14 protein-coding genes, 1 tRNA gene and 1 pseudogene are annotated in these 22,309 nt (G+C 70.6%); 14 read left to right on the top strand and 2 right to left on the bottom strand.

Features of this window, described 5'->3' with window-relative positions; all coding sequences use genetic code 11:
- Nucleotides 1-113: 113 nt before the first annotated feature.
- Both GA0070561_RS28355 and GA0070561_RS28350 read left to right on the top strand, forming a co-directional pair.
- Complete coding sequence (locus tag GA0070561_RS28355) at nt 114-1,865, top strand: CTP synthase (protein ID WP_091407255.1); 1,752 nt, start codon at nt 114-116, stop codon at nt 1,863-1,865.
- On the top strand, nt 1,862-2,467 hold the full coding sequence (locus GA0070561_RS28350; RefSeq protein WP_091407253.1) for an NUDIX domain-containing protein: 606 nt from the start codon (nt 1,862-1,864) through the stop codon (nt 2,465-2,467). Before GA0070561_RS28355 ends, GA0070561_RS28350 begins: the two co-directional genes overlap by 4 nt.
- 84 nt (nt 2,468-2,551) lie before the next feature.
- Here the strand turns inward: GA0070561_RS28350 and GA0070561_RS28345 are convergent, their stop codons facing one another.
- Entirely contained in the window at nt 2,552-2,827 is a 276-nt protein-coding gene (locus tag GA0070561_RS28345; protein ID WP_181539390.1) for a TM2 domain-containing protein, read from the bottom strand.
- A gap of 292 nt (nt 2,828-3,119) precedes the next feature.
- On the opposite strand from GA0070561_RS28345, the gene ald reads away from it, so the two are divergent.
- The 9 genes from ald (at nt 3,120) to GA0070561_RS28300 (ending at nt 11,919) form a co-directional block, all read left to right on the top strand.
- Nucleotides 3,120-4,235, top strand: coding sequence for an alanine dehydrogenase (gene ald, locus GA0070561_RS28340; RefSeq protein WP_091407248.1), 1,116 nt, complete (start codon nt 3,120-3,122; stop codon nt 4,233-4,235).
- Between the two features lie 38 nt (nt 4,236-4,273).
- Nucleotides 4,274-5,239 carry a site-specific tyrosine recombinase XerD gene (locus tag GA0070561_RS28335; protein WP_091407245.1) on the top strand — a complete coding sequence of 322 codons (966 nt, stop codon included), beginning with the start codon at nt 4,274-4,276 and terminating at the stop codon, nt 5,237-5,239.
- A gap of 179 nt (nt 5,240-5,418) precedes the next feature.
- Entirely contained in the window at nt 5,419-6,342 is a 924-nt protein-coding gene (locus GA0070561_RS28330; protein WP_030487987.1) for a ParA family protein, read from the top strand.
- Between the two features lie 41 nt (nt 6,343-6,383).
- Nucleotides 6,384-7,442, top strand: a complete 1,059-nt coding sequence (locus GA0070561_RS28325) for a segregation and condensation protein A (protein WP_425255914.1) — start codon at nt 6,384-6,386, stop codon at nt 7,440-7,442.
- A complete protein-coding gene (gene scpB, locus GA0070561_RS28320; protein ID WP_091407408.1) occupies nt 7,435-8,562 on the top strand; it encodes an SMC-Scp complex subunit ScpB in 1,128 nt (375 codons plus the stop codon). Before GA0070561_RS28325 ends, scpB begins: the two co-directional genes overlap by 8 nt.
- Nucleotides 8,549-9,319: a pseudouridine synthase gene (locus GA0070561_RS28315; protein ID WP_091407240.1), complete on the top strand. Its 771-nt coding sequence runs from the start codon at nt 8,549-8,551 to the stop codon at nt 9,317-9,319. Before scpB ends, GA0070561_RS28315 begins: the two co-directional genes overlap by 14 nt.
- Before the next feature lie 198 nt (nt 9,320-9,517).
- Nucleotides 9,518-10,198, top strand: coding sequence for a (d)CMP kinase (gene cmk / locus GA0070561_RS28310; protein ID WP_091407238.1), 681 nt, complete (start codon nt 9,518-9,520; stop codon nt 10,196-10,198).
- On the top strand, nt 10,195-11,601 hold the full coding sequence (gene der / locus GA0070561_RS28305) for a ribosome biogenesis GTPase Der (protein WP_091407237.1): 1,407 nt from the start codon (nt 10,195-10,197) through the stop codon (nt 11,599-11,601). Before cmk ends, der begins: the two co-directional genes overlap by 4 nt.
- A gap of 244 nt (nt 11,602-11,845) precedes the next feature.
- Nucleotides 11,846-11,919 (top strand) — tRNA-Pro (locus GA0070561_RS28300).
- Nucleotides 11,920-11,988: 69 nt separating this feature from the next.
- Here GA0070561_RS28300 and GA0070561_RS28295 read toward each other — a convergent pair.
- A pseudogene (locus tag GA0070561_RS28295) lies at nt 11,989-13,065 on the bottom strand (site-specific integrase).
- 390 nt (nt 13,066-13,455) lie between these two features.
- On the opposite strand from GA0070561_RS28295, the gene GA0070561_RS28290 reads away from it, so the two are divergent.
- The 3 genes from GA0070561_RS28290 to GA0070561_RS28280 all read left to right on the top strand — a co-directional run bounded on the left by GA0070561_RS28290 (nt 13,456) and on the right by GA0070561_RS28280 (nt 22,275).
- A complete protein-coding gene (locus GA0070561_RS28290; RefSeq protein WP_091407236.1) occupies nt 13,456-13,782 on the top strand; it encodes a hypothetical protein in 327 nt (108 codons plus the stop codon).
- A gap of 451 nt (nt 13,783-14,233) precedes the next feature.
- Nucleotides 14,234-17,350 carry a hypothetical protein gene (locus GA0070561_RS28285; RefSeq protein ID WP_141710483.1) on the top strand — a complete coding sequence of 1,039 codons (3,117 nt, stop codon included), beginning with the start codon at nt 14,234-14,236 and terminating at the stop codon, nt 17,348-17,350.
- Entirely contained in the window at nt 17,347-22,275 is a 4,929-nt protein-coding gene (locus GA0070561_RS28280) for a DEAD/DEAH box helicase (RefSeq protein WP_091407233.1), read from the top strand. The genes GA0070561_RS28285 and GA0070561_RS28280 overlap by 4 nt, the downstream gene beginning before the upstream one ends.
- The last annotated feature ends 34 nt before the right edge of the window (nt 22,276-22,309 follow it).

The raw sequence follows: 22,309 nt of genomic DNA, 5'->3' as shown, positions 1-22,309 counted from the left end.
CTGCGAGTACCCGCCCGGGAGGTGTTACCGTCGAATCCCGTGGATCGCGTGATCACTTTGCTGATCAAGCACGGCGGTCTGCATGACCGCGACAGACGACACGGGAGCAGGCCTTGGCCCCATCAGCACGGACGACCAGGCACATTTTCGTCACCGGGGGCGTCGCCTCCTCGCTGGGTAAGGGCCTCACCGCCTCCAGCCTCGGCAACCTGCTGACCGCGCGCGGGCTGCGCGTGGTGATGCAGAAGCTCGACCCCTACCTGAACGTCGACCCGGGGACGATGAACCCGTTCCAGCACGGTGAGGTCTTCGTCACCGAGGACGGCGCCGAGACCGACCTCGACGTCGGGCACTACGAGCGGTTCCTCGACCGGGCGCTGTCCGGCAAGGCGAACGTCACCACCGGCCAGATCTACTCCGACGTGATCGCCAAGGAGCGGCGCGGCGAGTACCTGGGCGACACCGTCCAGGTCATCCCGCACATCACCAACGAGATCAAGTCCCGGATCCTGGCGATGGCGGACCCGGACGAGGACGGCCAGGTCCCCGACGTGGTGATCACCGAGGTCGGTGGCACGGTCGGCGACATCGAGTCGCTGCCGTTCCTGGAGGCGATCCGTCAGGTCCGCCACGACCTGGGCCGCGACAACTGCTTCTACCTGCACGTCTCGCTGGTGCCGTACCTGGCGCCCTCGGGTGAGCTGAAGACCAAGCCGACCCAGCACTCGGTGGCGCAGCTGCGCAACATCGGTATCCAGCCGGACGCGATAGTGCTCCGCTGCGACCGGGAGATCCCGGTGAAGCTCAAGGAGAAGCTGTCGCTCTACTGCGACGTGGACGCCGAGGCGGTCGTCGCCGCCCCGGACGCCCCGAGCATCTACGACATCCCGAAGGTGCTGCACCGGGAGGGGCTCGACGCGTACGTGGTGCGCCGGCTCGGCCTCTCCTTCCGGGACGTGGACTGGGCCAGCTGGGACGACCTGCTGGAGCGGGTGCACCGCCCCCGGCACACCGTCACCGTCGCGGTGGTCGGCAAGTACGTCGACCTGCCCGACGCGTACCTGTCGGTGAGTGAGGCGATCCGGGCGGCGGGCTTCGGCCACCGGGCCCGGGTGCAGCTGCGCTGGGTGCCCAGCGACGAGTGCGTCACCCCGGCCGGCGCCGCCGCGGCGTTGGCCGGCGTGGACGGCATCCTCATCCCCGGCGGCTTCGGTGTACGCGGCATCGAGGGCAAGATCGGCACCGCCCGGTACGCCCGCGAGGCCGGCATCCCGCTGCTCGGCCTCTGCCTCGGCCTGCAGTGCATGACCATCGAGGTGGCCCGGCACCTGGCCGACCTGGACGGCGCCAACTCGTTGGAGTTCGACGAGCAGGCGGCCCACCCGGTCATCGCCACGATGGCCGACCAGGAGGACATCGTCGCCGGTCGGGGCGACCTGGGCGGCACCATGCGGCTGGGCGCGTACCCGGCGACGTTGACCGAGGGCTCGATCGTCGCCGAGGCGTACGGCAGCACCGAGATCAGCGAGCGGCACCGGCACCGGTACGAGGTGAACAACGCCTACCGGGACGCGCTGACCAAGGCGGGCCTGCACATCTCCGGCACCTCGCCGGACGGCCGGCTGGTCGAGTTCATCGAACTGGACCGGAGCCTGCACCCGTTCTTCGTGGCCACCCAGGCGCACCCCGAGTTGAAGAGCCGCCCGACCCGCCCGCACCCGCTGTTCGCCTCGTTCGTCAAGGCCGCGGTGGCGTACTCGCAGGCCGACCAGCTTCCGGTCGACCTGGACGCGGCAGCGGAGGCCCCGACGACGCGCAAGGCCGCCCGCAACGGCGCCGCGACGAAGGCGTCGTCGGCCTCGTGAGCAACCTTGAGCACCGCTACGAGGTGCGCTCCCGGGAGGAGCGGTACCGGGGGCGGATCTTCGACGTGGTCACCGAGGAGGTGACCATGCCGGGCGGTGGGACCGGGCTGCGGGACCTCGTCCGGCACGTCGGTGCGGTGGCCGTGGTGGCGCTCGACGACGCCGGCCAGGTGGTGCTGATCCGGCAGTACCGGCACCCGGTCGGGCGGCACCTGTGGGAGCTGCCCGCCGGTCTGATGGACGTCTCCGGCGAGGAGTTGCCGGCGGCCGCGCTGCGGGAGCTGGCCGAGGAGGCCGACCTCACCGCCGGGCGGGTCGACGTGCTTGTCGACCTGCACAGCTCCCCGGGGTTCACCAACGAGATCGTCCGGGTGTTCCTGGCCCGCGACCTCGGCGACGTGCCGGCCGACGAGCGGCACGAGCGCCGCGACGAGGAGGCCGACCTCCAGGTCGTCCGGATCGACCTGGACGAGGCGGTCGCCATGGTCCTGGCCGGTGAGATCACCAACGCGTCCGCGGTGGCCGGGCTGCTGGCCGCGGCCCGCGCCCGGGACACCGGCTTCACGCAGCTGCGCCGGGCGGACGCGCCGCTGCCGCGCTGAGCGTCGCCGCCGGTCCAGCCCGGTGGGGGAGTACGCGCCAAAGGGGCCCCGCGGTCAGCCGCGGGGCCCCTTTCACTGGTTGGTCTAGGAGTCGCGCAACGGACGGCCCTGCGCGTCCGTGCCGCCGTTGACCAGGATGAGGATGCCGTCGACGACGCCCCAGAGAGCGCCGACGCCGCAGGTCACCAGGCTCACGACGAGCTGGAGAACGGCGATCTTGGTGTGTCCGGTGTAGAACCGACCGGCACCGAAGGTGCCGAGCAGGATGCCGAGGATGCCCGCGACGATCTTGCTCTTGTCGGAGACGCCCTGGGGATACCCCGGCTGGGGGTACCCGGGCTGGTAAGGAGGAGTGGTCATGGGCGGACACATTAGTGATCCACTCGCCGGCTGTCCGCACCGGCGCCCGGCAGATGGGACGATAATGGTGAAACACTGTCCTGTTGGCTGAGGTGACGGTCGACCGCCGAATCCCGGCGGTGCCCTGACACTTCGTCAGGACACCCGGGCACCAGGTGGCACTGTGCTGGCTCGCGGCGGCACCGGGCGCGCCTAGACTGCCGCCGCAGGACCGGTGTACCGCGATGGCAAAGGGGCCGTCGTGGCACCGAGCAGTCGGGGGAGAGCAGCCCCGAAGAGAGGTGTCTGCATCGTGAAGGTCGGAATCCCACGCGAGGTCAAGAACCACGAGTACCGCGTGGCGATCACGCCAGCGGGTGTCAACGAGTTCACCCGCATCGGCCACCAGGTCTTCGTCGAGTCCGGCGCCGGGGTTGGCTCCAGCATCACCGACGAGGAGTTCGCCGCCGCCGGCGCGAAGATCCTCGCCACCGCCGACGAGGTGTGGGAGACCGCCGAGCTCGTGCTCAAGGTCAAGGAGCCGATCGCCGAGGAGTACCACCGGATGCGCGAGGGGCAGGTGCTCTTCACCTACCTGCACCTGGCCGCCTCCAAGGAGTGCACCGACGCGCTGATCGACCGCCGGGTCACCGGCATCGCGTACGAGACCGTCGAGCTGCCCGACCGGTCGCTGCCGCTGCTCGCCCCGATGTCCGAGGTGGCCGGCCGGCTCGCCCCGCAGGTGGGCGCCTTCTACATGATGCGTACCGGTGGTGGGCGCGGTGTGCTGCCCGGCGGTGTCTCCGGCGTGTACGCGGCCAAGACCGTGGTCATCGGCGCCGGCGTCTCCGGCATGAACGCCGCCGCGATCGCGCTGGGTCTGCAGTCCGAGGTGCTGCTGCTGGACAAGAACGTCGCCCGGCTGCGGCAGGCCGACGCCATCTACCGGGGCCACCTGCAGACCGTCGCCTCCAACGCCTACGAGGTGGAGCGCGCCGTGCTCGACGCCGACCTGGTCATCGGCGCGGTGCTGGTGCCCGGCGCGAAGGCCCCGACGTTGATCTCCAACGAGCTGGTCTCCCGCATGAAGCCGGGCAGCGTGCTGGTCGACATCGCCATCGACCAGGGCGGCTGCTTCGAGGACTCGCGCCCCACCACGCACGCCGACCCGGTCTACAAGGTGCACGAGTCGATCTTCTACTGCGTCGCGAACATGCCCGGCGCGGTGCCGAACACCAGCACCTACGCCCTGACCAACGTCACCCTGCCGTACGCCCTGGAGCTGGCCAACCAGGGCTGGCGCGAGGCGCTGCGCAACGACCCGGCGCTGGCGCTGGGCCTCAACACCCACGCCGGGCAGGTCACCTACGGCCCGGTCGCCGAGGCGCACGGCATGGACGTGCTCCCGTTGGCCGACGCGCTGGCCTGAACGGTGGCGGGCTGACCGGCGGCACGGACTCCGCCGGCGTGGGAACACCACCCACGCCGGCGCTGCGCCGTGCCGTTCGCGGTTACCTCGACCACCTGACCGTCGAACGTGGCCTCTCCGCGAACACGCTCGCCTCGTACCGTCGGGATCTGGACCGCTATCTCGCCACCCTGGCCGATGCCGGCGTCACCGACCTCGCGTCGGTCGGCGCCGGCCTCGTCGAGTCGCACCTGGCGCGACTGCGCGCCGGCGACGACGCGCACCCGCCCCTCGCCGTCTCCTCCGCCGCCCGCGCGGCCAGCGCGGTACGCGGCCTGCACCGCTTCGCGCTGCGCGAGGGCCTGGCCGGCGCCGACCCGAGCCGCGACGTCCGCCCGCCCACGCCGCCCCGCCGGCTGCCCCGGGCGCTACCTGTCGACGACGTGGTCCGGCTGCTGGAGACCGCCGGCCCGATCACCGCGACCGGCGACGACGCGCCCCTCGCGCTGCGCGACAGGGCGCTGCTGGAGTTCCTGTACGGCACCGGCGCGCGCATCTCCGAAGCGGTCGGCGCCGCCGTGGACGACCTCGACACCGACGACGGCACGGTGCTGCTGCGCGGCAAGGGCGGCCGGGTGCGACTGGTGCCCATCGGCGGGTACGCCGTCGACGCCGTCCGCGCCTACCTGGTCCGGGCCCGCCCCGGGCTGGCCGCCGCCGGCCGGGGCACCCCGGCGGTGTTCCTCAACGCCCGCGGCGGCGCGCTGTCCCGCCAGGGAGCCTGGGGCATCCTGCGCCGCGCCGCCGACCGCGCCGGGCTGCCCGTCGACGGGCCGGCCGCGGTCTCCCCGCACACCCTGCGCCACTCCTACGCCACCCATCTGCTCGACGGCGGCGCCGACGTCCGGGTGGTCCAGGAGCTGCTCGGCCACGCCTCGGTGACCACCACCCAGGTCTACACGTTGGTCACCGTGGAGCGGCTGCGCGAGGTGTACGCCACCGCCCATCCGCGCGCCCAGGGCTGAACCGGTCGCTGTCGACGCCGACACGCCGGGCCGGTGCCGAACCCCCTGCTGGTCGGTGGCGTACAGTCGGCATCGGCGCGGACCTCCTGGAGCGACACGACCGGGGTGCGCAGCGGCGCCGCGAAGGACGTCGGACGGCTCCGACGCCGGGTGGGTCGTCGGGAGGGGGCAACGAGCACATGGCTGGCAACGGTGACCGTGCCGAGACCTGGACGTCGGAGCTCCGCGAGCAGCAGGCGACGCTCGGCGCGGACCTGGGTCCTGCGGACCCGGCTGCCTACACGATGCGCAAGCCCATTCCCGAGCCGATGCCCACCGACCGGCACGGCCCCGCGCGCATCATCGCGATGGCCAACCAGAAGGGTGGCGTGGGCAAGACCACGACCACCATCAACCTGGGCGCGGCCCTCGCCGAGTACGGCCGCAAGGTGCTGCTCGTCGACTTCGACCCGCAGGGCGCCCTCTCGGTGGGCCTGGGCGTCAACCCGCACAACCTCGACCTGTCCATCTACAACCTGCTCATGCAGGACGACATCATCGCCGAGGACGTCGTCATCAAGACCGACGTCGCGGGGCTGCACCTGCTGCCGGCCAACATCGACCTCTCCGCCGCCGAGATCCAGCTCGTCAACGAGGTCGCCCGGGAGATGGCCCTGGCCCGGGTCCTGCGCACGGTCCGCAAGGAGTACGACTACATCCTGATCGACTGCCAGCCGTCACTCGGCCTGCTGGCGATCAACGCGTTGACCGTCGCGCACGGCGTGCTCATCCCGCTGGAGTGCGAGTTCTTCAGCCTGCGGGGTGTGGCACTGCTGCTGGACACCATCGACAAGGTTCGCGAGCGACTCAACTTCGACCTGGAGCTCGAAGGCATCCTCGCCACCATGTACGACAGCCGCACCACGCACTGCCGCCAGGTCCTGCAGCGGGTGGTGGAGGCGTTCGGCGACAAGGTCTACCAGACGGTCATCACCAAGACGGTGAAGTTCCCCGAGTCCACCGTGGCCGGTGCCCCCATCACGACGATGGACCCGGCCTCCTCCGGGGCACGTAACTACCGTCAGCTGGCCCGCGAGGTGATCGCCGCCCAGTCGGAGCGGTAGCCGGAACGCCCGGTGCCCGCCTCGTGGACTACGGTCGTCCGGTGACCGCGCCACCCCTCGACCCACCCGAGACCGCCACTGCGGCCGTGGTCGACGGTGTGCAGCCCGCCGGGTTCACGGTTCGGCTGGCCAACTTCACCGGCCCGTTCGACCTGCTGCTGCAACTGATCGGCAAGCACAAACTCGACGTCACCGAGGTGGCCCTGCACACGGTCACCGACGAGTTCATCGCCTACATCAGGGCGATGGGCGACAACTGGGACCTGGACGAGGCCAGCGAGTTCCTGCTCATCGCCGCGACCCTGCTCGACCTGAAGGCGGCCCGGCTGCTGCCCGCCGCCGAAGTGGAGGACGAGGCCGACCTCGCCCTGCTGGAGGCCCGGGACCTGCTCTTCGCCCGGCTGTTGCAGTACAAGGCGTACAAGGAGGCGGCGGCGCACATCGCCGAGCTGGAGGCCGTCGGCGGCCGACGCTATCCGCGCGCGGTCAGCCTGGAGGCCCGCTACGCCGAGGCGCTGCCCGACCTGGTGCTCGGCATCGGCCCCCAGCGGCTGCTGAAGCTGGCCGTGAAGGCGATGACCCCGAAACCGGTGCCGGAGGTCTCCATCGCCCACGTGCACATGGTCCGGGTCAGTGTCCGGGAGCACGCGGCGATCCTCGCGGCCCGGCTGCGCCGGGCCGGCACCGCCACGTTCTCGCTGCTCTGCGCCGACTGCGAGGCCACCCTGGAGGTGGTGGCCCGGTTCCTCGCGCTGCTGGAGCTGTACCGGGAGGGCCTGGTGTCCTTCGTGCAGGAGCAGGCCCTGGAGGAGCTGACAGTGCGCTGGACCGGCCCGACCGACGGTGACACCGAGCTGCACGTCGACGAGTACGCCGGCACCCCGGCCGACCCGGAGTCGCCTGAGCTTGAACTGGCGGGGGCTGTGCTTGAGCCGGTGGGGTCTGTGCTTGAGCCGGTGGGGTCTGAGCTTGAGCCGGTGGGGTCTGAGCTTGAGCCGGTGGGGGCTGGGCCTGAGCTGGCGGGGGCTGACCCTGTGCCGACGGGGGAGGCCGGCGGGCCGGACGGGACGGGAACGACGGAGGGTGCGCGGGATGAGTGACGAGCAACGTCGGGACTCGCTGGCCGACCAGGCCGCCGCCTGGGTTCCCCCGTGGGACCGCCCCCGCCCGCCCGCCGCCGACACCCCCACGCCGCCGGACGACTCAGCCGCACCACCGGACACCGAAGAGCCGGCCGAGCCGACCACCGATCGGGCCGCGTTGGCCGAGGCGCTGCCCGAAGCGGCGGCGCGCCGACCGGAACCCGACGCCGCCGATTCCGCCGAGCCGGACGTGGTCGCGTCGGGCTCCGCGCAGGTTGACCCGGATGGGCCGGTCCCCGGCGACGCGGGCCTGGGTGGGCCAGGCCCTGTCGAGGTGGCCGCGGGTGGGCCAGGCCCTGTCGAGGTCGGCCCGGGTGGGCCCGATCCCCTTGAGGTGGCCTCGGACGAGGCGGGCCCGGGTGAGCCAGACCGCGTTGAGGCGGCCCCGGACGAGGTGGGCTCGGCGGGGCCGGACCTCGGTGCGGTGACGCAGGCCACGGCGGGGGAGTCGGGTGGGGCTGAGGACGTACCCCGGCGGCAGCTGGCGGGGCGGCGGCGGGCGACGGTCGCCCCGGAGCCCGCGCCCGAGCTGTCCGACCCTGAGCTGCGCGGCGCGTTGGAGGCGATCCTGCTGGTCGTCGACGAGCCGGTCAGCGAGCTGGTGCTGGCCCAGGTGCTGGAGCAGCCCGCCGAACGGGTCGGGCCGATGCTCGACGAGATCGCCGCCGGTTACACGGCGGCCGGGCACGGGTTCGAGCTGCGCCGGGCGGCCGGCGGGTGGCGGCTGTACACCCGCCCGGAATACGCTACGTACGTTGAGCGGTTCGTGTTGGACGGGCAGTCCGTGCGGCTGACCCAGGCGGCGCTGGAGACGCTCGCCGTGGTCGCCTACAAGCAGCCGGTGACCCGTTCACGAATCTCAGCCATCCGGGGTGTGAACTGCGACGGGGTCATCCGTACGCTGGTCACCCGCGGCCTCATCGAGGAGTGCGGCACCGAAACGGACAGCGGGGCGTTCCTCTACCGGACCACCACGTTGTTCCTGGAGAAGCTCGGGCTGAACACCGTCGACGAGCTGCCGCCCCTCGCACCCTTCCTGCCCGACGACGTAGAAGAGCTTGCTGATGCGACCCGATAACCGTTCGCCGAAACCCGACGCGCCCGTCTACGAGGGGGCTGAGCGCCTGCAGAAGGTGCTCGCCGCCGCCGGCGTGGGTTCCCGGCGTGCCTGCGAAGACCTGATCTTCCGCCGCCGGGTCACGGTGGACGGGCGGGTCGCCAAGCTCGGCGACAAGGTCGACCCGGCCACCTCCGTGATCCACGTGGACGGGGAGCGCCTGCAGGTCGACATTCGCCTGGTCTACGTGGCGATGAACAAGCCGCGTGGGGTGGTTACCACCATGGCGGACGAAAAGGGACGCAACGAGCTGGCCGACTTCATCGGCGCCCGGCTGGAGCAGCGGGTCTACCACGTCGGGCGGCTCGACGCGGACAGCGAGGGCCTGCTGCTGCTCACCAACGACGGCACCCTCGCGCACAAGCTCATGCACCCCTCGTACCAGGTGCTGAAGACCTACCTCGCCGAGGTGGTCGGGCCGATCCCGCGCAGCCTGAGCAAGCGGCTGCTGGCCGGTGTCGAGCTGGAGGACGGGCCGGTCAAGGTCGACTCGTTCAAGGTGGTGGACACTCTCGGCAAATCCGCCCAGGTGGAGCTGAGCCTGCACGAGGGCCGCAAGCACATCGTCCGGCGGCTGATGGATGAGGTCGGTCACCCGGTCACCCGGCTGGTGCGTACCTCGATCGGGCCGATCCGGCTCGGTGACCTGCGGACCGGGCGTATCCGGCGGTTGACCAACGCCGAGGTCGCCGCCCTGTTCAACGTGGTGGGTGACTGACCCCCGAGTTCGGGGTACGGCAGCCGGTAGGCTCCACCGATGGCCGGGACGCGGCCGCCCGGGTGGTGGCGTGGGTCGCCTCCGGCGGCGTCGCGCGCGGGTTCGTTAACGCACCCGGGCATGATTGATGACGATTGACAACCGCTTGCGGCGCCAGATCACCGGGCGATCCGTGAGGTACGGGCTGAGGAGGACACGGTGGAGGAAAACGTACGGACCGGGCGATGTGTGGTCGCTGTGGACGGGCCGTCCGGTTCGGGTAAGTCCACCGTGTCGCGGCGGCTCGCCGCGAGCATCGGTGCGCGCTACCTGGACACCGGGGCGATGTACCGGGCGATCACGTGGGCCGTGCTGCGCTCCGGCGTGGATCTCACCGACACCGCGTCGGTGGCCAAGGTCGCCGGCGAGGTCAACCTGCGCATCGGCACCCACCCGCAGGGGTACGCCGTGACCATCGACGGGGTGGGCGTGGACGCCGACATCCGGGGCGCCGAGGTGACCGGCGCGGTTTCCGCCGTCGCCGCGATTCCCGCGGTCCGCGAGCTGCTCGTCGCCCGCCAACGCGAGATGATCGCCAACGTTGGTCGGATGGTGGTCGAGGGTCGCGACATCGGCTCGGTCGTGGCGCCGGACGCCGACCTGAAGGTCTTCCTGACCGCCTCCGAGGCGGCCCGTGCCGCCCGGCGCAGCGCCGAGGACGCCGCCGACGTGGCGGCCACGGCCGCCGATCTGGCCCGGCGGGACCGTCTCGACTCGACCCGCAAGGTCAACCCGCTGGCCCAGGCGCCCGACGCGGTGGTGCTGGACACCACCGAGCTGGGCATCGACGAGGTCGTGGCGCGGCTGCGCGACCTGCTCACCGAGCGAGGTGTGGCATGAGTAGCGATGGTGGTGGCTGGGTCGAGCTGCGTGAGCCCGACGTCGCCGTCGAGGAACCGACCGGCCCGCAGCCGGTGGTGGCCGTGGTCGGCCGCCCCAACGTGGGCAAGTCGACGTTGGTCAACCGGATCATCGGCCGCCGGCAGGCGGTCGTCGAGGACGTCCCTGGCGTGACCCGCGACCGGGTCCCGTACGACGCGCAGTGGAACGGCCGGGCGTTCACAGTGGTGGACACCGGCGGCTGGGAACCGGACGCGAAGGACCGGGCCGCGGCCATCGCGGCGCAGGCCGAGACGGCGGTCGTCACCGCCGACGTGGTGCTCTTCGTGGTCGACGCGATGGTGGGCTCCACCGACGTGGACGAGGCCGCGGTGAAGATGCTGCGGCGCAGCGCCAAGCCGGTGATCCTGGTGGCCAACAAGGCCGACAACAACTCCATCGAGATGGAGGCCACCTCGCTGTGGTCACTCGGTCTCGGTGAGCCGTTCCCGGTGTCCGCGCTGCACGGACGCGGCTCCGGCGACCTGTTGGACGCCATCCTCGCCGCGCTGCCGGAGGCACCGGCGATCGTGGAGAACCGTCCGCGCGGACCGCGTCGGGTGGCGCTGGTCGGCCGGCCGAACGTCGGCAAGTCCAGCCTGCTCAACCGGTTCTCCGGCGAGGAGCGGGCGGTCGTCGACTCGGTGGCGGGCACCACTGTGGACCCGGTGGACAGCCTGGTCGAGATCGGTGGTCAGACCTGGCAGCTGGTCGACACGGCCGGGCTGCGCAAGCGGGTCGGCAAGGCCAGCGGCACCGAGTACTACGCGAGCCTGCGTACCGCCGGCGCGATCGAGGCCGCCGAGGTGGCCGTGGTGCTGCTGGACTCCAGCGAACCGATCAGCGAGCAGGACCAGCGGATCCTGTCGATGGTGACCGAGTCGGGTCGGGCGTTGGTCATCGCGTTCAACAAGTGGGACCTGGTCGACGCTGACCGTCGGTACTACCTGGACAAGGAGATCGACCGGGAGTTGCGCCGCATCCCCTGGGCGATCCGGCTGAACCTGTCGGCGATGACCGGCCGCGCCGTGGACAAGCTGGCCCCGGCCTTGAACAAGGCGCTGGCCAGCTGGGAGACCCGCGTGCCGACCGCGCACCTCAACCAGTGGCTGACCGCGCTGGTGCAGGCAACCCCGCACCCGGTGCGTGGTGGGCGGGCACCGCGGATCCTGTTCGCGACGCAGGCCGGTGTGGCACCGCCACGGTTCGTGCTGTTCACCACCGGCCCGCTGGACGCCGGCTACCAGCGCTTCGTCGAGCGCAAGCTCCGCGAGGAATTCGGGTACGAGGGCAGCCCGATCGAGATCTCGGTCCGCCCGCGCAAGAAGCTCGGCCCCGGCGGCCGAGGCAAGGCGCACGGCTGACGCGGTCCAGTTCTGCCGAATGCCGGATGGGCGATCCTGCCCATCCGGCATTTCCCTATCCAACCCCACCCTCCTAGGACGCTCTAGGGGTTGTGCGGTGGCTCCTTATGGGTCGCCGGTGTCGTCGATGGGGGTTGCTCGCTGGGTGGTTCGGCTACGTCGCGACGCCGGTGGGGCCTGTGCGGACGACTCGGAGCTGCTGCGCTAAGCTGTACCGGCTGCCGCGGGGGAAACCACGCGGGGGCGGGACGTGGCGCAGCTTGGTAGCGCACTTGACTGGGGGTCAAGGGGTCGTCGGTTCGAATCCGGCCGTCCCGACGCAGGTGAGGGGCCATCTCGGAAGATCGAGACGGCCCCTTTGTCGTACCTGGGTGACTAACTGAGTGACTACGCCTCACCGTCGAAGATCCGGTCCATGGCGACGGCACCGCCCAGGAGCACCGGCCGTAGTTGGTGCCGGTAGACGCTCTCGGTGACCGTCGTACCGGAATGGCCGCAGAGGTCCGCGATCTGTTCAAGGCTCATGCCGCTGTCCGACAGCAGGGACACGAAGCTGTGCCGCAGCTCGCGAGGAGTCCAATCGCGCGGGTCTAGGCCCGCTTTGGCGACGACAGGGCGGAAGGCCCGAAGCACGTTGTGCCGATCGAGGGCCGTGCCAGCGGCAGAGGCGAAGACGAGGCGGTCAGCGGTGGGCTGGCCTTGGCGCTCGTGGTGGGTGGCGAGCGCGGTGACGCACCGGGCCGGCAGAGCCAGGGTGCGACGCGACTTCTTGGTCTTGGTGTCTCCATCGGCGCGGACCGAGCGCCAGACCTGAATGGATGGCGGCACCGGGGGATCGTTGTCCGGCTTGCCGGCGAGGTCGACGTGTGACCAGGTGAGGGCTCGCAGTTCCTCGGTGCGAGCGCCGGTCAGCAGTGAGACGACGATGTAGGCGTGCAACGAGCTGCTCTCGGCAGCGATGAGAAGCGCCTTGGCATGGCCGAGCGTCAACGACTTCGAGGGACGGCCGCCGCGACCTGTGGGCACTTCGCAGAGTGCCACAACGTTGCGCTTGACCCTGTCTCGCGCCATGGCCCGATTGACCGCGCGGTTGAGCAGCGAGTGCAGGAGCCTCAGGGTGCGGGTGCTCAGTCGTTGGGCTTTGCCCATGAGCCAGCGGTCGACATCGGTCGCGCTGAGATCCCGCAACTTCCTCGCGCCGAGGTCACTGATGATGTGGGAACGCACAAGGGTGGTGTAGTTGGCCTTCGTGCTCTCGGACTGGTTGCTCAGACCGTAGGTGAGCCAGTCGGTGAGAGCGTCGGCCACGGTGTGTCCGTCTTAGACCCGAGCGAGGCCGTCTTCGTAGTCGCGGATATTCTCCCGCAGTTTGGTGCGGGCTTCGGTCTTGGTTTTGCCGCTGCCTTTGCGCACGAACCCGGCATGTCTAGTCCCACCACATGCTTGACAGATCCGTCCCAGCACATGCTTGCCAGATGGCCTAGTTGCCGGCCGGCAGAATCTTCGCGGTCAGTCTCCGTTGAACAGGAGTTGTTGGTGGTGGGGGCGTCGAGGCGCGATCTCTAGGAGCGATGCGAGCTGAAGTATCGCCTGGGCGCTGCTCGCACTCTGTCGTCCTTGGATCGCTCGGTGATCGATTGAAGTTCGGTTGCCAGCCTGGCCGTCTGGCGGCTGTTCAACCAGGTGTCGTCGTAGGGATCGACTCCGGAAAGCAACGGGTAAAGGGACGGCTCCGATGCAGCCAAGGAGCAGAGAGACGCGATGGCCGCGGCATCCGTAAGTTGCTTTACAACGACACCGCTGTACTCCCGGACCTGCACACTCATTCCCACCGCCTCATCGTGCCGGACCCGGGTGATCGCCGTCTGCCTGACCCGCCTCGCCCTCGAACAGGGGCTGCGGCACTACTGGGACCAGGTCGCCCCCTCCGTCGTCGACCGCTCCATGCGCAACCAACTGCTCGTCCTGCCTACCTTCGCTGGTGCCGAGGCAGCCTCGACGGCGCGCACCGCCTGGCACGGCCTGTCCCGCGCGATGCACCACCACACCTACGAACTCGCACCCACGGTCGCGGAGCTCCGCGGCTGGCACCAGGACGTCACCGCACTGCTACCCCAACTCGAGCTGGCGGGCCCCGCCGACCCGAAGGCGTCACGGCCTGACGCGCCCGCCATCCAGTGATCCGCGTGCCGGGCCGGCCATTTGCCCGCCAGGTGACCGGCCCGCCAGGCGGGCGGAGTCAACGCCGCCACTTCTCGCTCCCCTGAGTGGGGCGGCGTCTTATCTGACCTGTCCACCGCCGCCGCCGACCGGTTCCACCTCAGTGACCGATCGGGCACGGTGGACGCCGAGGCGATGGTTTGGTCTTGATCACGCCTTGGCTTGCTTGCATAGTCGCCGTACCGCGCTGACCACCCCAATCCACAAGAGGGAGACCGTGTCACACGCAACCAAGATACTTCGGCTCCGGGAAGACGAGTGGGCGCCAGCCCTGCGCGCGGTGTCGCTGGTCGCCGAGATTGACGCACCGGAGGACCACGCCAAAGAGGTCATCCGCGCCCTGGGACGAGTCTTTTGGCTCAGTGCCCCCCTCGACAGACAGCGGCTGCTCACCCGTCATTACCCCGCGTGCTTGGTCGTCGGCCTGGCCGGGATCGGTGCCGTCGGGTACGAGCACGGCGACTACTGGAGCGCCGTCCACAACGAAGCGCCGGGCCAGATCGACCAGACGTTCTGGGGGAGGGCCTTCCGCGGCAACCTCGACTACTTCCGGCTGGCCCGGTTCCCTGGTCTGCCGCAGGTCTACGTCGGTGAGATCCTCATGCATGCCGGGGTCCCCGCGTACTGCCTCGGTGACCTGTTGAATCTCCTCCTGCACCGCCAGGCCCGCGAGCCCGGACTCACTGGCGAGAGCTTCCTCGCCTGGGCGCTCGCGCCGGGCCGTGAGTCGCGGCTGAACGGGACCGACAAGCCGGTGCAGCGGTTCATCCAGCGCGGCGAGGACTACGCCGCGGACCTTGTCGACCGCTGCCTCGACCTGTTGGAACGGCTGCGGCAGCCGGGGTTCACCGCCGACGGACTCGGACTCTCCCCACACCTGATCGAAAGAGCTCAGGCGCTCGCGGAGACGGAGCAGCTCGACTGGACAGGCAGCTCGGAGCGCGGCGGCTCGGCCGCGCAGGCGGCGCCGCAGCGCCCCCACCTGGAGTTGGAGCCGTTCGGCCGAGGCCTGATGGTGTGGCTGCCGCCGGTCCACGACGCACCGGACGGTCGCGTCATGTGGCAGTTGCGCTTCGATGGCGAGGTCGAGTCGGTCGTCAGCCAGTCCCGCTGGCCCGGCACCAGCGAGACGGCACCCGCAACGGCGGTAGCCATCGCACGCCCCGCCCGCCAGGTGACGGTGGAGTTGGCCGGCTACGACCAGGAGTACGAGCTGGATGTTGTTGATCCGCGAGATCCCCTGCTGGTCTTCACCGAGGACGGCCGACGGGTGCCGGCAACCACCGGCCTCCCGCCCGAGCCGGTCTGGCTGCTGTACCCGCAAGAGAGCGACGGCGGCGGGCCGCTCGAGCTGCAGGTGGATGGCGACCTGGTCGACACGTACGACGTCCCGGCCCCCTACGGCTGGCTCGGCTGGACGCTGCGCCGCGCCGACCTTCGTCAGGTGTCGCAGCTACGGCTTGGCGGCGGAGTACCGCGCCGGGTCAAGGGTGCCCGCCGTGCCCAACTGCAACTCGCCCAGCCATTGCCCGGAGTGAGCAGCCTCGCCGGAGCACCGGTGATCGCGACGGCCCCACGGCTGACCCTGCCGACCGAGCCCGGCGTGAGCACCGACTGGTCAATCCGAATCCGCCGACCCGGCTCCAGTCAGCTCCTGCACACCGAGAGCCTCTCCTCCAACCACGACACGACGGTCGACCCGTGGCGAGACCTTGCCCGCCCCTTGGTCGGCCCCTACGAGATCACCGTTCGAGGTCCGCTCGGCCGCGGCCTGGCCCGCACGCTGGAGTTCGCCGAAGGGTTGTCCGTCATCTCCCACCCCGCCTGGCGAGAGATCACGGCGGACGGGCTGGAACCGGCCACCGTAGGAGCCGACGCCACCCTGCCCGACCTATCGGTCACGCCCCCAATGACCCACCTGGGCCCCGCCGACACCGCTGTCGAGCTGCAGCTCGACAGCCCGGGCGGCGCAACCACCGTACGGGCCACGCCCGCCCACATGGCGCTCCAACGGCTGGGCGGCGGTAGCCGCGGCGAATGGTCCCTGCAACCACTGCGTCTGGACACCGAGACGATCGGAGAGGGTGAACTGCTGGTGCGGCTGCCGCGGGCGGCGGACGCACGGTTGATCGTCCGCTCCGGGGGCCGCGAGCTGCAAACCGTTCCGTCCGGAGAGACCTACGGGCAGCCGATGGCCCGGTTTGGGCTCGCGGCCATCGCCGACACGGTCGGCGCCCACGGGCTCGCTCAGCTTGACGTCCGCTTTGACGGGCAGGACTTCCCGGCAGCGCGCTGCGTACCCCGACGCCTCGCCAGCGCGGTGCACCTCGAGGACGACCGGCTGGTGCTAGTCGACGGCGTGCGGGCCGAAGGGCTGACGGCCGCGCTGTACCAGGTGTACGCGCCGTGGGAGCCGCCGTACTTCGCACGCCTCGGCGCGGACCTGGTCAGCGACCCACTGCCCACGTGGGTCACCACGGCGGGGCCCCTCGTGGCGCTGCTGCGTATCGAGGATCCGTGGTTGCCGTCGGACTGGCCGGAGTGGCCCGGCCGCGACAACGCCTTCGACCTCGCCGAGCTGACGTGGCAGCCGACCGGCCAGGACCCGGCGGGTGAGGCGGTATCGGCGTACCTGGCCGGAGCAGGTGCCCTGCCCGACGTACCGAACATCGCGCCGCTGCTGTTCGACCTTTACCCGCGCGCGGACGACCTCCGTGTCCGAGGTGTCACGGCCAACATCCGGGGCGCTGCGGCGCTCCTGCGCCCGCATCCCGCCGCCGCGCTGGCCGCGCTCACCAAGCACCGCGCCTCGGCCGACCAGGTGGTTGCGCCTCTGGTGCACTCCGGTCTGATTGCCCTGCCTCCCGACGGGTACGTCAGTGCGGCCGACGAGGCGCGGCTATGGACGACGAGCCCGCTGGCCGCGATGCTCGCCTCGGCCCATCGGCTGCCTGACATCGCCTCTCACGCCGATCTGGGCGAACAGATCGCCGCGGTGTGCGGGGAAGTGGCAGCGCACCTGCTCGCCGGCGGCCCCGATCCGTACGAGACGGTCGGCAGGTTCGACCAGTCGGCCGAGGTGTTTGCGTTGCTGCCGGCTGCGGAACGCGACCGGGTGTGGCGGGCGATGCGCGTCGTTCCCGGCGGCCTGCTCGACGCCGACGAACGGATGGTTGCGGCCCGCCACCTGTTCGAGGTACGGGTGCGGCCCGGCCTGGGGCGGCTCTCCAGCAACGCGGAGGGTCTGCTGCGCGCCTTGCAAAAGCCCTTGGCCGAGTGCGGTGGGCCGCGGGCGGCGGCCGCGTTGCAAGCCCGCAACCCGACTCGAGGGTGGCTCGCTCTCCCCGCGCTGTCGCTGGCGTTCGCCTTCGTGGCGCGGCTGGCTGCCCGAGGGCACGCGGCCCCGGCCGGGCTACTGCCACGAATCCTTCCCTTACACGCGACGCTCGCCCGCAGCGCGCCGCGTCTCGTCGCCATCGATCTTCTCCTCGCGGAGTTTCTCCTGACCCGAGCCGGAGCAGCCGAATGATCCTCGACCCCCTCGCCACCAGCGACGCGATCGTCTCCACCTACCGGCGCTATCTTCGTTCCCTCGTGGAGCCGAAGGACCCCCGGCTCGCGAGCGCGCTCGAAACTGCGATCGGTGACGCGATCAACCAGGAGATCACCAAGGGGCCCCTGCTCGAGGCGACCCCGCCCTACGTCACCAGTGCCACACCCCGGCAGCTCATCGACGCAGGCGTGCTCGATCCCGGCATCGCCAGCCTCGGTGCCGGGCTGGCCATGGACCGTCCGCTCTACCAGCACCAGGAGCGGGCGATCCGGAAGGCAACCGCAGGGCGCAACATCGTCGTCGCTACCGGCACCGGATCCGGCAAGACCGAGAGCTTCCTCATCCCCATCCTGAACCGGCTGATGGCCGAACGTGCGGCGGGCACCCTCGGGCCTGGCGTTCGGGCGCTGCTGCTGTACCCGATGAACGCGCTGGCCAACGATCAGATGAAGCGGCTGCGGGGCCTGCTGGCCGAGGCGCCGGACATCACCTTTGGCCGGTACACGGGCGAGACCCGCCGCAGTCGCCGGGAGGCCGTGGAGGTCTTCGAGCAGCAGAACCCTGGCGAGCAGCCGCTGCCCAACGAACTGCTCAGCCGGGAGGAGATGCAGCAGCGACCGCCGCACCTCCTGCTGACCAACTACGCCATGCTCGAATACCTGCTGCTGCGGCCCTTGGACATGGACCTGTTCGAGGGTAAGCACGCCGGGCACTGGCAGTTCATTGTCGTCGACGAAGCGCACGTCTACGACGGGGCTCGCGGGGCCGAGCTCGCGATGCTGCTGCGCCGACTCGCCGATCGGGTGGATTCGGGCCGGCCGGTGCAGTGCATCGCGACGAGCGCGACCGTCGGTAGCGACATGTCAGCCGTGGTCGACTTCGCTGCCTCCCTCTTCCCCGTCCCCTTCGAGTACGACCCCGCCGATGACGCGAGGCAGGACGTCATCACCGCCGACCGGGTCCAGCTGCCACCCGGGCCCGAGTGGGGACCCCTGCCCGCCGCGGCGTACGAGAAGCTGCTTAACGCGCCGGATCCCGCCGGCGCCGTCGTGGCCCACGCCCGCGAGCACGGGTACGCCGGGGACGACCCCGCCGAGGCGCTGGCGTACGAGCAGCGCGTTCGCCGGCTCAAGGCGCTACTCGCCCACGGGCCGATACCGCTGCACGAGGTCGCCCAGGCCCTGTTCCCCGGTAGCGGCGCGTCCGAGACCGCCTCGATGGTCGCCCTGGCCAACAGCGTGCACGACAAGGACGGCACCCCGGTGCTCTCCGCCCGCTACCACCTCTTCGCACGCGCGACGGAAGGAGCATTCGCCTGCCTCGGAGCCAACGGACCGCACGTCAGTCTGACCCGGCACGAGCGCTGCGGACGATGCGGCGACGCCGCCTTCGAATTCGGCACCTGCCGCCGCTGCGGCACCGTCTACCTCATGGGCACACTGGAGCGGGTCGGCACCTTCACCGTGTTCCGGTCCCGCCGCTCCCGCGACGAGCAGCAGGTGTGGATGGCGCTGGTCGACGACGTGGCGACCGACGAGGACGAGGAGATGTTCAGCGGTGCCGCCCAGGCGGCCGGCGAGCTGGGCGCGCTGTGCACCCGCTGCGGGGTGTTCCAGATCGGTAAGGCGGCCAACTGCCCGCGCTGCCCGGACGGCGCCATGCGGGCCGTGCGTTTCCTACGGCAGCGCAGCGACGAGCTCACCGCATGCCTCTCGTGCGGCGGACGCGGAGCCGGCCTGATCCGACTCTTCGCCAGCGGCAACGAAGCCTCCGCCTCGGTCCTGGCGACCGCCCTCTATCAGAAGCTGCCAGTGGCCTCCGACCCCATCCAGCAGGGCCTACGAGGCGGCGGGCGCAAGCTGCTGCTGTTCAGCGACAGCCGGCAGTCGGCGGCCTACTTCGCGCCGTACCTCGAAGACTCCTACGAGCGGGTGCAGCGCCGGCGGCTGCTCCACGAGGGTGCCGTCGCCGCTGCGGCCGCCGACGACGAGGTTCGCCTCACCGACGTCGTCTACCACACCTCCCGAGTAGCCGACCGATACGGCATCTTCGAACGGCGGCAGAGCCGACAGACCCGGGAGAGGCAAGTCGCCCTCTGGGCACAGATCGAGGCCGTCGGCGTCGACGAACGCAACTCCCTGGAGGGCAGGGGACTCGTCGCCTGGGACATGTCCCGCGACCCCGCCTGGCTACCACCCCAGCCGCTGCTCGCCCTCGGCCTCAGCGACGAAGAGGTCTGGGCGTTGCTCTCCGAGTTGATTCGATCGATTCGGCTCCAGGGCGCCGTCGGTGCCCTCGACGGCGTGGACCCCCGTGACGAGGCGTTCCAGCCGCGGCTCGGCCCGATCTACGTACGCGGCATCGGCTCCGACGCGCGCCGCAAGGTCCTCAGCTGGCTGCCGACCAAGGGGACCAACCGGCGGGCCGACTTCGTGACCCGCGTGCTTGCTCGGCTCGACCGGCAGGCGGACCCGATCCAGCTGCTGGAGGGCGTGTGGCGCCTGCTGACCAAGGGGCCACAGGCCGAGTGGCTGATCGCCAGCACCGAAGCCGGCATCGGCCAGGTCCACCAGCTCGACTCCGCCCTGATCACCTGCACGCCGACGGCCGGCGGCCTGACCATGTGGCAGTGCAGCAGGTGCCGAAAGCTCACCCCGTTCAACGTGCGCGCCACCTGCCCCACCATGGCCTGCACCGGCGACCTCGAACCATGGACGCTCCCTGCTGCGGACACCGACCCGGACCACTACCGCAACGTCTACCGGGACATGAACCCAGTGCCGCTGCGCGTACTCGAACACACCGCCCAGTGGACCAGCGAACGAGCCGCCGAAATCCAGCAGCAATTCGTCCGCGGCGAAGTCAACGCCCTCTCCTGCTCCACCACGTTCGAACTCGGCGTCGACGTCGGCGAGCTGCAAGCCGTCATGCTGCGCAACATGCCTCCGACCACCGCGAACTACGTCCAGCGGGCCGGTCGGGCCGGCCGCCGAACCGATTCAGCCGCGCTCGTGCTCACCTATGCCCAGCGCCGCTCGCATGACCTATCCCGTTTCGCCGAGCCCGACCGGATGATCGCCGGCGAGGTCCGGGCGCCGTACGTGCCCCTGACCAACGTGCGCATCGATAGGCGGCACGCCCACTCCGTCGCGCTCGCCGCGTTCTTCCGGCACCAATTTCGGATCCACGGCACCATCTGGCGTACGGCAGGGGAGTTCTTCCTGCCAGGTGAAAACGGGATCGCCCCGGTCACGTTGGTTCGCGACTTCCTCACACCGGTGCCGCCGCAGGTCACCGACTCGCTGCGGCAGGTGCTGCCGGCCGAGGTGCGCGACATCATCGGCGTCGACTCCCAAGAGTGGGTTGAGCAGCTGGTCGACCTGCTGGAGTCGGTCCGGGCCGAGCTGCAGCAGGATGTCGACACGTACGAGCAGAAGCGGCAGGAGGCCTTCACCGCCCGCCAGGACGACAAGGCCGCGCGGTACGGCCGCGTGATGAACACGATCACTCGCCGCGAACTGCTCGGGCTGCTCGCCAACCGAAACGTCCTGCCAAAGTACGGATTTCCCGTCGACACCGTCGAGCTGCGGCTGGCTTTCGCGGACGCCCCCATCGCCAAGCAACTGGAACTTTCCCGAGACCTCTCGTCGGCCATCTACGAGTACGCACCCGGCGCGGAGGTCGTCGCTGGGGGACTGGTTTGGCAGTCGGCCGGCCTGTACCGGCTGCCCGGACGAGACCTTGAGCGACGCTACTACGCGGTGTGCGACGGATGCGGCCACTACCGCGACTCGATCGACCGCCTCGACCAGGAATGCCCGGCCTGCGGCTCCGCCCTCGTCGGCGTACCCCGTCAGTACGCCATTCCCGTCTTCGGGTTCGTCGCGGCACGCGGCACCGGCCGGCGACCCACCAGTGCGCCGCGACGAGCCTGGCACGGCGCAACCCACGTCGTTTCGCCCGGTGCCGAGCTGTACGCGGACAAGTTGGACCTCGCCGGAGGCGCGATCACCATCCGGGCCGGTGCCCGAGGCGAGCTGGTAGCAATCAGCGACGGCGCGATGGGACGCGGCTTCCTCGTCTGCGCGACCTGCGGCTTCGCCGGCCGGGCCATCGATGGTCGGGTCGACCACCAGAGTCCACTCAGCGGCCGCGAGTGCCGTGGCCGCATGGAGAACCTGTCGCTGGCCCACAAATATCAGACGGACGTCCTCGACCTGAACTTCGACGGTGCGGTCGTGATCGGAGTCGAGGACAACGCCTGGCGATCGGTCGCGTACGCATTGGTGGAGGGGGCGGTGCGCGCGCTCGAGATCTCCCGCGACGATATCGATGCGACGGTCTACCGAACCGAAGCTGGCCGCAGCGTGATCATGCTCTACGACACCGTGCCCGGAGGAGCCGGCCACGTCCGGCGCATCGCTGAGCGGCTGCGGGACGTACTCGACCAGGCCCTGCAGCGGGTCCGCGACTGTGAATGCGGCCCGGAGACCAGCTGCTACCGCTGCCTGCGGGTGTTCCGCAACGAGCGCTACCACGAGCAGCTACGTCGCGGCGTGGCGGCGGACGTGCTCAGCCGCCTCCTCGGCAAGCAAGACCAGGAGCCCGTCGGGGCGCTGCGGGTCTCGCTCTCGGACGTCGGGCCTGCGCTCGGCGCGACTCGCCGATTCCTGGTGACGGAGGCGCCCGGCGAGGTCTTCCAGCCCGTCACCTCCGGGCAACTCGACCTCTACGAAGGTCGTGTCGTCCTCGCCCGCCGTGACGGCGACGCCGCGGTGGGGCGGCTATGGCTCCGGCGCGATGCCGACGGTGTGGTCGGGGCGGGCCTGCAGGCGATAGCCGGAGCGCCGTTGGATGACGGTGCAGACGATCTCATGCTGATTGGCGTTGCTGTGTGGTGATGTCGAGCTGGCCTCGGTTTCGCATACCCACTCC

The sequence above is a fragment of the Micromonospora saelicesensis genome (genome assembly GCF_900091575.1).
Taxonomy (GTDB): domain Bacteria; phylum Actinomycetota; class Actinomycetes; order Mycobacteriales; family Micromonosporaceae; genus Micromonospora; species Micromonospora saelicesensis.
The sequence above is the reverse complement of the archived record's forward strand: the minus strand, read 5'-3'. Positions and strand labels throughout refer to the sequence as shown.